Source organism: Alistipes provencensis (genome assembly GCF_900083545.1).
Classification (GTDB): domain Bacteria; phylum Bacteroidota; class Bacteroidia; order Bacteroidales; family Rikenellaceae; genus Alistipes; species Alistipes provencensis.
Window position 1 is genome coordinate 2,511,165 of the sequence record NZ_LT559262.1, and the last position, 14,417, is coordinate 2,525,581.

The 14,417-nt window shown below is 53.5% G+C and carries 11 protein-coding genes and 1 tRNA gene; 7 read left to right on the forward strand and 5 right to left on the reverse strand.

What is annotated here, in order from left to right; translation table 11 throughout:
* Window positions 1-4: 4 nt before the first annotated feature.
* From BN5935_RS09700 to BN5935_RS09725, 6 genes are all read left to right on the forward strand, one after another.
* Window positions 5-1,936 carry a RagB/SusD family nutrient uptake outer membrane protein gene (locus BN5935_RS09700; protein ID WP_064975936.1) on the forward strand — a complete coding sequence of 644 codons (1,932 nt, stop codon included), beginning with the start codon at window positions 5-7 and terminating at the stop codon, window positions 1,934-1,936.
* Window positions 1,937-1,939: 3 nt separating this feature from the next.
* Window positions 1,940-3,154, forward strand: a complete 1,215-nt coding sequence (locus BN5935_RS09705) for a DUF5000 domain-containing lipoprotein (RefSeq protein ID WP_064975937.1) — start codon at window positions 1,940-1,942, stop codon at window positions 3,152-3,154.
* Window positions 3,155-3,166: 12 nt separating this feature from the next.
* Window positions 3,167-4,396, forward strand: a complete 1,230-nt coding sequence (locus BN5935_RS09710; protein ID WP_064975938.1) for a DUF4998 domain-containing protein — start codon at window positions 3,167-3,169, stop codon at window positions 4,394-4,396.
* A gap of 70 nt (window positions 4,397-4,466) precedes the next feature.
* Window positions 4,467-5,465, forward strand: coding sequence for a family 43 glycosylhydrolase (locus tag BN5935_RS09715; RefSeq protein WP_082944097.1), 999 nt, complete (start codon window positions 4,467-4,469; stop codon window positions 5,463-5,465).
* 95 nt (window positions 5,466-5,560) lie between these two features.
* Window positions 5,561-6,592: a glycoside hydrolase family protein gene (locus BN5935_RS09720; protein ID WP_147625803.1), complete on the forward strand. Its 1,032-nt coding sequence runs from the start codon at window positions 5,561-5,563 to the stop codon at window positions 6,590-6,592.
* 5 nt (window positions 6,593-6,597) lie between these two features.
* Window positions 6,598-9,123, forward strand: coding sequence for a GH116 family glycosyl hydrolase (locus BN5935_RS09725; RefSeq protein WP_064975939.1), 2,526 nt, complete (start codon window positions 6,598-6,600; stop codon window positions 9,121-9,123).
* Window positions 9,124-9,655: 532 nt separating this feature from the next.
* Here the strand turns inward: BN5935_RS09725 and BN5935_RS09730 are convergent.
* From BN5935_RS09730 to BN5935_RS09740, 3 genes are all read right to left on the reverse strand, one after another.
* A complete protein-coding gene (locus BN5935_RS09730) occupies window positions 9,656-10,402 on the reverse strand; it encodes a phage integrase SAM-like domain and Arm DNA-binding domain-containing protein (RefSeq protein ID WP_235821071.1) in 747 nt (248 codons plus the stop codon).
* 168 nt (window positions 10,403-10,570) lie between these two features.
* Window positions 10,571-10,643, reverse strand: a tRNA-Lys gene (locus BN5935_RS09735).
* A 106-nt stretch (window positions 10,644-10,749) separates the two neighbouring features.
* Window positions 10,750-12,048, reverse strand: coding sequence for a glycoside hydrolase family 2 TIM barrel-domain containing protein (locus tag BN5935_RS09740; protein WP_064975940.1), 1,299 nt, complete (start codon window positions 12,046-12,048; stop codon window positions 10,750-10,752).
* Window positions 12,049-12,099: 51 nt separating this feature from the next.
* Between BN5935_RS09740 and BN5935_RS09745 the strand changes: the two genes are divergently transcribed.
* Window positions 12,100-12,564, forward strand: coding sequence for a type I restriction enzyme HsdR N-terminal domain-containing protein (locus BN5935_RS09745; RefSeq protein WP_064975941.1), 465 nt, complete (start codon window positions 12,100-12,102; stop codon window positions 12,562-12,564).
* A 12-nt stretch (window positions 12,565-12,576) separates the two neighbouring features.
* Here the strand turns inward: BN5935_RS09745 and BN5935_RS09750 are convergent, their stop codons facing one another.
* Window positions 12,577-13,317 carry a LytR/AlgR family response regulator transcription factor gene (locus BN5935_RS09750; RefSeq protein WP_064975942.1) on the reverse strand — a complete coding sequence of 247 codons (741 nt, stop codon included), beginning with the start codon at window positions 13,315-13,317 and terminating at the stop codon, window positions 12,577-12,579.
* Window positions 13,310-14,377 carry a sensor histidine kinase gene (locus BN5935_RS09755; protein ID WP_064975943.1) on the reverse strand — a complete coding sequence of 356 codons (1,068 nt, stop codon included), beginning with the start codon at window positions 14,375-14,377 and terminating at the stop codon, window positions 13,310-13,312. The genes BN5935_RS09750 and BN5935_RS09755 overlap by 8 nt, the downstream gene beginning before the upstream one ends.
* Between the last annotated feature and the right edge of the window lie 40 nt (window positions 14,378-14,417).

Below are 14,417 nucleotides of genomic sequence, written 5' to 3' on the forward strand. Positions count from 1 at the left end.
GGACATGAAAAAGAGAATATATGCAATTTTGCTGGGCATGGGCGTTCTGTCGACCGTATCGTCATGCGACTATCTGGATGTGGTGCCCGACAATATAGCCACGATCGAGATCGCGTTCAACAATCGTTCTTCGGCGATCAACTACCTGAGCACGCTCTATTGGTATATCCCCGAAGCGGGTAAGATCGGGGCGGATCCCGGCATAGATGTCGGCGACGAAATTTGGTATTACAGCGACAGCTCGACCGATTTTTCGAACAAGACCACTTTCTGGATTTCGATGGGACGCCAGAATACGGGGAGTCCGCTGCTCGATTTTTGGAACGGGTGGAACTATGGCAAGCCGCTTTTCAGGGGACTGCGTAACTGCAACATCTTCCTCGAGAACATCTCGGCAGTCAAGGATATGACTGAACGGGAGAAGATCCAGTGGGCTGCTGAAGCGAAGGTTATCAAGGCCTATCTGCACTTCTACCTCATGCGGCTCTATGGTCCTATCCCGATGATGAAGGTGAATATTCCCGTGACGGCCGGTGAAGATGAGGTGCTTGCCACGCGGGACAAGATCGATGATATCTTTGACTATTGCGTTGAACTGATCGATGAATGCTACGAGGCATTGCCGTTGCGTATCGAGAGCCCGACATCCGATATGGGGCGTCTGACGCGTCCGGCAGCACTGGCTATCAAGGCGAAGATACTGGCCTATGCCGCCAGTCCGTTCTATAACGGCAATACGGCTTATGCGGCCTTCCTAAATGCGGATGGCGAACCTTATTTCTCCCAGACAAAAGATATTACTAAATGGGAGGTGGCTGCTGAAGCGTGTCTCGAGGCGATCGAATGCGCCAAAGAGGCCGGACACGATCTCTATGAGTATCACAATACCTCGTCGTACAATCTGAGCGATGAGACGCTGCTCGAACTGACCAACCGCTGCAAGATTACCGAACGCTGGACACAGGAACTTCTCTTTGCTGTGGGCGGAAACGGCATCGTTGACCTTCAGATCTTCAGTCAGCCGTGGCTCGAGGCCAACTATTCGGCCGATGACCGTTACGGCAATGCCAAAAACGGTACGCTGGCTCCTACGCTGGCTGTTGCCGAGACCTTCTACACGGAGAACGGCGTGCCCATCGACGAAGACAGGGACTGGGACTATTCGGCACGTTACGAGACGCGCCAAGCTACCGAGGCCGAGAAATACCACATTCAGCCCAACTATACTACGGCTAAACTTCATTTCGACCGAGAACCGCGTTTTTACGCGACGCTGGGTTTCGACGGTTCGAGTTGGTACGGCGTCGGCAAGTTGGACGATAACAATATGTGGTACCTCCAATCCAAGGCCAAACAAACCTCGGGTAAGAAAAGTAACCGCAACTATTCGGTGACGGGGTATTTTGCCAAGAAGCTGGTCAATTATCGTAATGCGATGGTTCCGGGGGCTGTCGTTATCCGGGCGTATCCCTTCCCGATCATTCGTTTGGCAGATCTCTATCTGCTTTATGCCGAATGCCTGAACGAGGCGGCTGCTGACAGTGGAACGCCACCGCCTGACTGCTATTACTATCTGGACAAGGTACGCGCGCGCGCCGGGTTCCCCGATGGTGTGAAAAACGATTGGCGCAACCACTCGACCAATCCCACCAAACCCGAGAGCTGTGAGGGATTCCGCGATATCGTGCGTCAGGAACGCATGATTGAACTGGCGCTCGAAGGACAGCGTTTCTGGGATCTGCGACGCTGGAATATCGCCGAGGAGTGTCTCAACAAGCCGATGCTCAGTTGGGACGTGGAGCAGGCCAAGACGGAGGACTACTACAAACTCCGTACTTACTATATCCGTAATTATTCCTACCGTGACAACCTCTGGCCGTTGAAAGACTACGATATGATCGTTAATCCGAAACTCGAACAAAATCCCGGCTGGTAAACCATGAAAACTACGAAATATATATTGATGGCCGTAATCGGCGTCATAGCGGCAGTCTCGACCGCTTGTGAGGAAGACAATACGCTCCATCCATGGGGTGAAGATACGCTCGTGGGAGATCTGGGCGCAGTGGACGTACTCAAGACCGAGGGGACTCCCGGCGGTGCGGTAATTTCCTACCGCCTGCCTGAAAGCAAGGACCTGCTCTATGTGAAGGCACTCTACACGGTGGGCGAAGGTATGCTGATGGAGGCCCGCGCCTCTCGTTATGACCATTCGGTGACACTGCAAGGCTTCGGCGATACACAGCCGCGTGAAGTTACACTCTACTGCGTAGACAAGATGGAGAACGAAGGTCCAGCCGTGACGACTTCCGTAACGCCGCTTACGCCTCCGATCATCTCGGTCTACAACAGTCTGAATGTCGGCACGGCTTTCGGAGGTATCTACATCGACTTTGTCAATGCCGACAAAGGTAATATCGCCATTCATGTACGGACACTTGATGAGGATAATAATCTTTACGAGCCCACTGTACACTATACCAGTTCGGAGGGCGGTCGTATTTTCGTCCGCGGTTTTGACGCCGAGCCCCGCATGTTCGACATCTATATCACCGACCGTTGGGGAAATCATTCGCAGATGCGTAGCGAGAAACACACTCCTCTTCCGGAAAGTCTGCTCGACAAGTCGAAGTTCGTTGAACTCAAATTAGATGATGATATCAAGTGTGATGCTTGGGGCGGAAGTTTGTCCTATGCTTGGAACGATGACTTCACACCGGCGCTCTTTGTGCACAGCCCGGGCGGTGATACTTTTCCGATGAGTTTTACTTTCGATATGGGGCAAACCTCCAAACTGAGCCGTTATAAGTTCTATCACCTCTTCAACGAGAGCTATGCTTATCAGCGTGGTAACCTCAAGCGCTGGGAGATATGGGGACGTACCGACACGCCGTCGAAAGACGGTTCGTGGGAGGGCTGGACCAAATTGCTGGATTGCCAGTCGTTTAAACCGTCGGGACTTCCCGTGGGTGAGACCACGGGTGATGACTGGGAATATCTGAAAAAGGGCGAAGATTTTGAATTTCCGCCCACGGCACCCGAAGTGCGATATCTTCGCTTCAAGGTGTTGGAGACTTGGGGCGGTGATGACTTCATTCATTTCCAAGAGTTTACCTTCTGGGGTAATCCCGTCGATGACGACAAAACACTTTAATTGAGTACGAGTATGAAACAGATCATAAAATTGGCTGCAGTAGTCTCTGTGGTTTTGTGTGGGGCATGTACCGATATGTTCCACACCGTACAGGGCTATCTCGACGAGGGTGAGTATCTCTACGCTTCGAAAATTGATTCGCTCAAGGCGCTTTCGGGCGATGAGCGGGCGCTCATCACGGGTCTTCTGATGTACGGCTATGATACCAAGGAGTGCGTTATTCGCTGGCAGCCGGGTGATGGTGAGGCCGTTGTTCCGATTCAGCGGCAGGAACCTGTGGAAAAGTTTGAATACAGCGTTACTGATCTTACTGACGGCTATTACATTTTTGAGGTCACTACCTTCGATAACGAAGGTACTCCCTCGTTAGTACAGACTCTCAACGCACGGGTCTACGGGGATGTCTATCGCAATTCGCTGCGAGCGCGCGGCGTCGATAATGCGAAGCAGGATGATGAGAGTGTCGTCGTGACGCTGACCGGTGTGCTGCAAGACTCCTACAAAAGTGTCATTATCTATCGAGACAAAGCAGGCGCTGAACAGAGGCGAGACATTGCCGTAACGGACATGAGTGTTACGATTGAGGACTGGGAGTCGGAGGGCGCCTATGTAATCGAGACCTATTATCTGCCAAACGAAACGGCGGTCGATCTGTTCAAGGTGGAGTCCGAGACGTTCTATTTCCCGAAGTACGAGCGCATCGCCATGGTACCCAAAGCGGGATTCAAGCCAGTTATTCTGGACAATGATCTGGCAATGACCGCGTGGGGAGGAGATCTCGCAAAAGCATTCAATGGTACCATTAACAATGACGATTATGCCCACAGTTGGGGTGGTTGGGAGAGCGGATCAGCATGGTTTACTTTTGATATGGGTAAATCTGCCGTACTTCAGGCTTTCCGATTGAACGGTAATACGTTGGATAACCGCGCTTTTTCGAGCGGATACATGAAGCAGTGGGAAGTTTGGGGCTGTAAAGATGCTCCGTCGCAAGATGGCTCATGGGAGGGCTGGACCAAGCTGATGGAATGTCAGTCTGTGAAGCCTTCAGGGTTACCCGTGGGACAGTTTTCGGAGGACGACCGCGTCCGGGTAGCCGAAGGGGAGACGTTTCTTTTCCCCGAAGATATTCCCGAGGTGCGTTACATCCGCTTCAAGGTAAACGATGTCTGGAGCGTTGCTGAGGGCCGCTTTCTGACTTTTACCGAGTTGACTTTCTGGGAATATCTGCCTCAGGAGTAATCTGTAGGGAGAATCCGCCGACTCCCGAAGCCGGCGGATCCTCCCTATATAATCCAAATCAAATAAGGACATGAACATCAAATATTTCCTGCTTGTTTCACTTGTCGCACTGACGGGAACACTCCGCGCACAACTGGTCGAAACACCGTCCGCAACGGGATTCACCAATCCCGTGAGCATGGTCAGTCTGCCCGATCCGAGCGTCATCCGGGGAGGCGACGGATTCTTCTACCTCTACGCTACGCAGGATATCGGGTTAGTACCGATCATGCGTTCACGCGACCTCACTACTTGGGAACATGTTGGCAATGCCTTCACTAAGGAGAGCCGCCCGTGTTTCATCGACGGCGGGGGCTATATGTGGGCGCCTGACATCAACCGTATCGGTAACCGCTGGGTACTTTACTATTCGCTTTCGAAGTGGGGTGAAATTCATAAGAACGGTATCGGAGTGGCGGTAGCCGATTCTCCGTCAGGTCCGTTCAAGGACCTTGGACCGCTTTTCACCAGCGATGAGATCGGTGTCGCTAATTCCATAGATCAGTTCTACATGGAGGACGAGGGGCGCAAATACCTTTTCTGGGGCAGTTTTCATGGCCTCTACGGGGTGGAACTCGCTCACGACGGGCTCTCGGTCAAACGTGGCGCCGGGAAGCTCCGGATAGCGGGTAATGCTTACGAGGCGGTCTACATCCACCGCAAAGGGGGTTATTATTATCTGTTCGCTTCGGTCGACGCCTGCTGCGAAGGGATCAAGAGCACCTATAAATTAGTGGTCGGACGTTCGACTTCGCTTTTCGGTCCCTATCTTGATAAGCAGGGACGGCGAATGCTTGAAAATCAGCATGAGGTCGTTTTGCAGGGTAACGGACGCTTCAAGGGGCCGGGGCACAACGCTGAGTTTCTCTCCGACAAGGAGGGCGCCGATTGGATTCTGTACCATGCCGTCGATGTTCGTGATCCGCGCGGACGCAAACTGATGCTTGACCGAGTGGAGTGGATTGATGGCTGGCCGGTGATAGGTAACGGTACACCATCGCTTGATATGTCGCAGAAACCTCAATTCTGAAACCGATGAAATTATACCTGTTCCTTTGGGTGATTGGCTTCCCTTTGGGTGCCGTTCACGTTTGAGGGTATTGAATAATTCTTAAAGTAACAGACATGAAAAAATACATGATTTTACTTGCCTGCTCGTTCCTTGCAATATTTACGGCATCAGCCGGCAATCCGAAGAGTAGATCCTCTGTTCCGGCTCCGATCTACATGGACAATAATTACCATGGTCCGGCCGATCCCGAGGTGGTGTGGAATCCCGTGACAAAAGAATATATGATCTTTTATACGGGACGCAGGCCTTTTCTCGACCAATCGTCGTATGTTGGGACGCCGGTTGGGGTGGCCGTGTCGAAAGACATGATCCGCTGGAAACATGCAGGTTACTGCTCGTTCGATGGAGTAGGTGGTGCTCCTGACAGTGAGATTACCTATTGGGCGCCCGGTGTCATTATCGAGGGTGATACGGCACATATGTATGTGACGGTGAAACTCGACTCGACGCCTGTTTGGGGCGGACCGAGCAATATCGTGCACTATGCGGCTCCGGCAACTGATATGATCTCGGGCTGGAAACGTCAGGGTGCCGTAGTGACTACTCCGATTTCGATCGATGCTACGGTCGTCCGTAATGGTGACGGCTACGAAATGTGGTATCGGGATCGTCCTACGGAAGAGACGGGCGGATTGTATCACGCCCGCAGCAGGAACCTTTACGACTGGGAGCTGCTCGGCTTAGCTAAGGGTGATATCAATCGGGTCGATGTGACGGGGCATACCTATCAGGAAGGAGCTTTCGCCTTCCGCTGGAAGGGCTGGTTCTGGATCGTTGCCGATCCGCACAAAGGCTTGGCCGTCTATCGTTCGAAAGATGCTGTGAACTGGGAATATCAGGGGATTATCATGTATGAACCGGGTAAGCGTTTCGCCGACAATACACGGGCTCGCCATCCGAGTGTTCTTATCAAGGATGATCGGGCATTCATCGTCTACCATGTGCAGCCGTTCCTTGGCTACAATCCGGGGACACACGAAGCCGGCGATGAAATTTATCAGAAAATCAGCTTCCTGCAAATGGCTGAACTTAATTACGAAAATGGTAAGTTAACGTGTGATCGAGATAAAACCGTTTATCCTTAAGCCCCATGTTCCCGAAAATAGTCATTCGATCCTTTATTCCACTCTTTGCCCTATTGTCGGCACCGGCATGCGGCGATGAATCCGACGGTCGGGCTTTCGATGCCCCCTATGAGGGTGAGTATCTCTCGCGTATCGCCTTTCCCATCGGCGGTATGGGTGCGGGTATGTTCTGTATTGAAGGGAACGGGACGATCTCCCACATGTCTATTCACCATGTTCCGGAACTTTTCAATGAACCGTTGATGTTCGCAGCTTTGCATGTTAAAGGCCAAGAAAACGGCTCGAAGGTAATAGAAGGCAATGTTCCTGAGTGGAAAAAGTACGGTCAACGGGGAGCTACACTCGGCATCAGCAATCCGGCATGGGGCTTTCCGCGCTTTGATCGCACTCGCTTTACTGCACGGTTCCCTTTTGCACACATCGAACTCTCGGATGATGATATGCCTTTGGATGCGGAGATCACAGCATGGAGCCCTTTCATTCCCACCAATGAAGATGATTCAGGGCTACCTGCCGGAACACTCGAATACCATTTTACCAACAATTCGGCAAAAGAGGTGGAGGCTGTATTTTCATACAACAGTAGTAATTTCGCCCATCGCAACCACCAAGCGCAGGGATCGATCGAACCGATCGAGAACGGATTCGTTCTAACACAGCGTCCCGGAAACCAACCGCGCTATGAACATCGTCAGTTTGCGATCTTTACCGACGATACGACAACTGTAGTGAACCATAGTTGGTTCCGTGGCCAATGGTGGGATCCAGCCACGATGGCATGGAATGATATTGAACAGGGAACGCTATGTAAGAATCCTCCCAAAGAGGGTGCTCCGGGGGCATCGCTTTATATTCCGTTCACACTTGGTCCCGGTGAATCACATACGATCCGTCTCCACATGGTGTGGTATGTTCCCTATTCCGGTATAAACTACGGCCCCGATGCCGAGACCGACGCCGATCGCGGAGTGAAGTACAATCCGGCCCAATATGAAAATTATCCAACTGTCTATGAACCGTGGTACGGGCATCGCTTCCCCGACATCCGGTCAGTGTGCGATTATTGGTTGAACAACTACGGCCGTCTGAAGAGCGAAACTGAAAGTTTCACCGAGGCATTTTACAGTTCGACCCTGCCTCCCGAAGTGATCGAAGCCGTAGCGGCGAATCTCACGATCCTGAAATCGCCCACCGTATGGCGGCAACACGACGGCCGGATGTGGAATTGGGAGGGGAGCGGCGATACATGGGGCAGTTGTCACGGTTCGTGCACCCATGTCTGGAACTATGCTCAGGCATTGCCGCACCTTTTTCCTGCGATGGAGCGTACGCTGCGCGAGACGGAATTTTTGGTCGGGCAAAATAGTGAGGGACATCAGGTTTTTCGGAATAACCTTCCCATACGTCCTACCCGCCACGACTTCCACGCTGCGGCCGACGGACAGCTCGGCGGGATTTTGAAAGCCTACCGCGACTGGCGGATCAGCGGCGACGAGAAATGGATTGCCGGGTTATATTCGCTTCTCGTACAAAGTATCGACTACTGTATCCGTACATGGGACCCGCGCGAAACGGGGGCACTCGAAGAACCGCACCACAATACCTATGACATCGAGTTCTGGGGGCCTGACGGTATGTGTACGAGCATCTATGCCGAGGCGCTCAATGCAATCTCAACGATCGGAAAAGCTCTCGGTCACGATACTTCACGCTACGATGCGTTGCTCGGGAAGAGCGTGCGTTACCTCGAAGATCGGCTTTACGATGGCGAATATTTTGCTCAGCGGGTGATGTGGCGGGAGCTCGACGCTCCCGATCCGACACAGGCGATGACTTTCCATAGCACCTATTCCGAAGAGGCCCGCGAGATTCTTGATGCCGAAGGACCCAAATACCAATACGGCCACGGCTGTCTGTCGGACGGAGTGATCGGAAGCTGGATGGCTTGGGCTGCGGGATTGGACGGAATACTCGATCCCGGGAAGGTGCGAAGCCATCTCTGTGCGGTTCACAAATACAATCTGCGTCGAGATCTCTATAACCACATAAATCCGCAGCGGACAACTTATGCACTGGGCAAAGATGGGGGATTGTTGTTATGTAGCTGGCCTAAAGGGGGTAAACCTCAGCTTCCGTTCGTCTATAGCAACGAAGTCTGGAGCGGCATTGAGTATCAGGTTGCGGCGCATCTGATTGCTGTGGGAGAGGTCGAAAAGGGGCTGGAGATTGTCCGCGTATGTCGTAATCGCTACGATGGGAGGGTCCGTAATCCGTTCAATGAATACGAATGTGGAAGTTGGTATGCCCGGGCATTGTCGAGTTATTCATTGTTGCAGGCATTGACGGGGGTCCGTTACGATGCGGTGGATCGGGTGCTTTATATTGTGCCGCGTGTCAAAGGCGATTTTACTACGTTCCTTTCGACGGCAACGGGATTCGGTACGGTTTCGCTTGTCAACGGCCGGCCTGAAGTCGAGGTCGTATACGGCCGGATCGACATCGGCGAGATACGGTTCGACATGGAGAAATAATTCGTTATGAGTCTTTTTTCATTCCCGAATGGCTCCGGAGCCGTTCGGGAATTTTTTCATGCTGTTTGATTGTGCCCCACCCCTCTATACAAGCTTTGCCATGCGGTTTTTTCTAGGTGCATAGGGGCGTAATGCAGAACTGCGTGTTGATCGTAGTAACATCTACTCTTAGCGAGCTCCTTTTCGAAGCAGAGGTCGATGCTTCAGGTGTCGTTGACAAGAACCCGCTGCAACACCTTTTAGATGTCTTCGAAGGAGGGGGCAAATCCAACGGTTTTTCGATGCGGCCGTCAGCAGGGGAGGGGACTCCGGGTGTCCGCCGCTATTCATTAAAGGGGCTTCGGAGGGCGTACTGCCGTTCGGTTTGAACCATTCCAATCTCACGTTTCTACCTCCAGTCACAATGTAAAAATATCTAAATTTATGTTCTAAACAAGCCAATATATAACGAAAAAGCCGGTCTGAAGTTGCTGGGCGGCTATTCGTTCGAGTGCTTGCTACTTCGGTCTGCGGGTGATCGTGTGCTTTACTTTCAGCACGACAAGGTTGCACTCGATTGTTTTGCCTTGCTGTATTTCTCGATAATCCGCATGGCGTTCGGTACGAGTTGAAAGGACAGCAATTTCTGTGTCTTGTGGCGGGAGTCGTAAATCCTGCCGTCCACAATATCGCAGTAACGCAGGGTAGCCATGTATTTGGTGAATGGGGTGGTTTTTGGCACGAATAATCCCTCGGCGAGTGCGGCCTTAAAGATTGCATATTTGGTGGCTATGCTGTTGTTTGTGTTGCCCTCTTTGCGCAGGAACAGTTCAAAGTCGTGAAGATATGCAAGGTCTATTTCGTCAAATCGGGTATTCAGCGACCGAAATTGCGAAAGGCGGGATAACAACGAGCGGTGTTTGGATGCCGAGCCGTATTTGCCGAGTATTTCCAACCGTTCGATAGTCTGTTTCAGATATTCGCCGACCGTGCAGTTTATTTTCCGCCCGTTGGTTTCCAAAAGATTGTCGAGCGTAACCTCTACCTCCAATGCTTCAAGGCGTTTGATTTTGCGTCGATACTCGTTTAGTTTGGTGTCGATTCGGTATTGTAATTCTTGCATTTCGGGGTTGTTTCCCTTAATGCGTTGATTTTCAAAGTCCCAATCGTCAATGTTTAGTGTTACGCCTGTACTGATGAATTTGTTTTTCCGAGTTTGTGTTAAACGCAGATGGACGGGCGCGGCGTTTTGGCTGTTCAGTCTGTCTTTGCGAAAGACGGTGTTAATGCTGATATTCATTTGTTTGCATTGTTGCGCAAACAAGTTTAACCAACCGATTTTGTGTATAACAAAGTGTATAACATTTCCCCTTAAATGTCCCTTTTCCACCCTCGAATTGCTAATAACGGAGGCAACGTACTAAAAACAAAAAGACCGATAATCATTGATTATCAGTCTTTTGCTTTGTACCCCCTCAGGGGCTCGAACCCTGGACCCCAACATTAAGAGTGTCGTGCTCTACCAACTGAGCTAAAGAGGCATCAATCGTTATCCGATTGCGAGTGCAAAGGTAGCTATATTTTTTTTATCTCCAAAGATTTTTTCGGAAAAATTTCATCAAAATTCCGTTTTTTCGGCGTCGGGGGTTATTCCAACGCCAGTTTGTCACTGTTCCACTCGCCGCCCGCATCGGGGTAGATGAAGGGGCGCGTATCGTCGAAACGCTTCATATTCAAATAGCTTTCGTAGAGGTTGATGCCGTTCGCCGACTTCACGGCCAGCGAGAAAGCTACCACCGAGGGGTGGCGTTTGGTCGTATGGTAACTGTTCTCCGTGCGTTCGAGATAGGCCCCGAGCCATTCCGGGGCATTGGACGGATTGCCGCCCCGACGGCGTGAATCCCCGCTGCGGCGGGTGTCGATCGGTGCCTGCGCGATTACATAGACTCCCTGCATATCGCAGAAATCCAACAGCGACTCGGGTACGGGCCCCGGCAGCAGTTTGAGCGTGTTATACCCTTGTTCACGGAGCGCGGCGATCTCGTTCTCGGTGATCGTGGCGGGCACTTCGCGCACGCGCAGCGTCACGGGCTGTCCGTTCACCGACATCCGGCCGTCGGTTATCTCCACCGAGCGGAACCCGGGGCGGAACTCCAGATATTCGACATAACGGCCTTCGTGCTGGGTCTTGAGCCGCAGTGTGTACTGCGTGGGCAGTTCGGCGCTCCACAGCATGTTCGTGGGGATGCGGGTCAGGAAACGCAGCGTATCTTCGCGCCGCATGTCGAGGGTGAAATCCTTGTGGCCGGCAGCGGCGCTTTCGCCCGTCGGGGTGAGCAGTTCGTAATGGATGCGCGACGTGCGCGGATTGAGAGCATTGCTTTTCAGCACGATGGCCACTTCGGCCGTGGCGCTGCCGTCCTCGGCAAGCCGGGTCCGGGTGACGACGTCGCGGATGTACAGCGTCGGCTGGCTCATCACCCAAGCCCCTCCGATGGCGGGCCGGGGAGCTTCCTTCCAACTCTCGAGCGGAGCCGTGGGGGAGGGCTGTGCAACGATAATCTCAAGCGTGTTCTGTCCCTCTTTCGTTAATTTTGTGAGGTTGAACTCCGCCGGAGTGTTGCCGTCGGCGTTGTAGGCCGCCGGATTGCCGTTCACGCGCACCTCATAGTCGCCCGAGGCCCATCCCAAGTGGAACAGGACCTGACGGTTGGCCCATGCGAAAGGCACGGTGAAATCGGTCGAAAAGACGTTGCCCTGCAGGTTCCACTCCGTCAGCCGCGTGAAATAACGGTTGTCGCCGCCGTCGGCCGCCGTGGCCGCTTCGGCCGAAGGGTAGGCGAGCAGTCCGCCGCGCGGCAGTTCGCGTCCGTGCGTAGGCACATACTCCTGAGCGAAGAGCCCGCAGAGGGAAAAAAGCGCTATGGTCGAAAGGATAGTCCGCATAAGTTCGTATATTTGTCCTCCGTAAAGGTACAGAAATTTTTCAAAACTGCGATGTCCGAACTGCCTAAACTCAATTTTCCGGCCATCCGGCTGCGTGCCCGCCGCCGGGGCGACGGTGTGGAGGTCTGGGACGCCCTGCGGGGCATCTACCTCGTGCTGACGCCCGAGGAGTGGGTGCGGCAGCACCTCATCGCCTACCTGACGGGACACTGCGGGGTTCAGCCCAAGCGTGTCGTTCAGGAGTATGCCGTGGCGCTCAACGGGCAGCCCCAGCGGGCCGATGTGGTGGTCGTGGGCGACCGTGCCGAGCCGCTGCTGCTGGCCGAATGCAAGGCCCCGGGCATTCCGATCAACAGCCGGACGCTCGCACAGGCCGTGCGTTACAATTCGGTGCTCAACGCCCGTTATCTCATCCTGACCAACGGCCTGAGGCATTACTGCTGCGAATGCCGCGACGGGGAGTACATCCAGCTCGACGGATTCCCGGACCTCTCCGCAGCGTCGTCCCGCCCGTAAGCCGGAACCTGCTTAGAGGTTCTTGAAATTCTTGTCGATATACGCCTGAAAAACCTCCTTGTAATTCTCGCCGATCGGTACATACTCCGTGTCGCTCAGGAAGATGCGCCCCTTGACGTAGGCTTTTATCATGCGCAGGTTGACGATGTACGACCGGTGCACGCGCATGAACAGCTCCGACGGAAGCGCCGTCTCCATGTTCTTGAGCCGGAACAGCGTGGTGATGGTCGTGCCGTCGGTGAGGTGCATGCGCACATATTCGCCCTCGCTTTCGAGGTAGACGATGTCGCAGATCTTCACCAGCGAAACCTTGTAGTCGGCCTTTACGGAGATATACTCCTTGTCCTTGGGCAGCGCCTCCGATTCGCCCTCCTGAGGCGTGCGCTGGTTGTGGCGCAGCTCGTAGAGCGAGTTGGCTTTGGCGGCCGAGCGGCTGAAATCGGCGAATCCGAAGGGTTTGAGCAGGTAGTCCACGGCATCGAGCTTGAATCCCTCGACGGCATATTCCGAATAGGCCGTCGTGAAGATGATCATCGGGCGTTCGATCAGCCCGCGGACGAAATCCACACCGCTCAGGTCGGGCATGTTGATGTCCACGAAGATCAGGTCCACACGCTGCCCGGTCAGCATCTGCTGCGCGTCGAGGGCGTTGTTGAACGTTGCCGCGAGTTCCAGATAGGGAATCTTCGAGATGTAGCTTGTCAGTTGACGCAGAGCCAGCGGCTCGTCATCGATGGCGATACATTTAAGCATTGAGCGTCGGTATTACAAGTTTTACGGTATAGGTTCGCTCCTCCTCGCGGATGTCGAGCGTGTAGTTCTTTTCGCCGTAGATCAGGGCAAGGCGTTTGCGGACGTTGTCCAGTCCGATGCCGGCCTCCTTGGAGGGGGCCGCCGGGTGGCGGCTGTTAACGAGCGTGGCGGAGACCGTCTTGTCGGCATAGTCGATCCGCAGGTGGATGAACGACGGACGGTTGTAGCTGATGCCGTGCTTGAAGGCGTTCTCGACGAATACGATCAGCAGCAGCGGGGGGATCGACACCTGCTCGGGCAGGTCGCGGGGATACTCCACGCGGATGTCCACGTCGTCGGTGTAGCGGATGCGCATCAGTTCGATGTAGTTCTTCAGGAACTGGATGTCGCGGTTGAGCGAGATGATCTCGCGGCCCGAGTCGTAGAGCACATAGCGCATCATCTTCGAGAGCTCGATCACGGCGTTCTTGGCCGATTCGGTGTCGATGTCGATCAGCGCGTGGATGTTGTTGAGCGTGTTCATGAAGAAGTGCGGGTTGATCTGGTACTTGAGGTAGTCCATCTCGGCCTGCAGGTTCTGGCGCTTGAGCACCTCCATCTGCTGTTCGTCGCGCATCGACTGGTAGATGAGTTTGATACCCGTGTTGGCGCCGGTCATGAAGAAACCCAGCACCACGCTCCAGTACATTTCCAGATTGGAGAACGATGCCTTGCGGTAGGCGTCGAGCGCTTCGGGATCGGCCTGCTTGAGGAGGTGGTCCGATAAGTGGTCCTCGTAGACCTGCACCAGCCAGAAGACGCTGATAATCAGTGCGAGGTTGCTCACGAGGTATTTTCCGTACTTGCGCCGGAGCATGTAGCGCGGCGCGATGATGGCGTTGTGGATGAGGAAGATGATCAGATAGGGGGCGATCTGCCGCCAAGCGATCAGCACGTTCTCCAGATTGACGTGCATCTCCGACATCATCTGGGAGTTGAGCACGGGCACCAGAATGATGGCCGCCCAGACCATCACATAGAGCAGGTTTTCGCCGATGGCTTGCTTTTTCTGGATTTTCATGCTTCAAAGATAATAAAAAAAGCCGAACGGTTCCAAAACC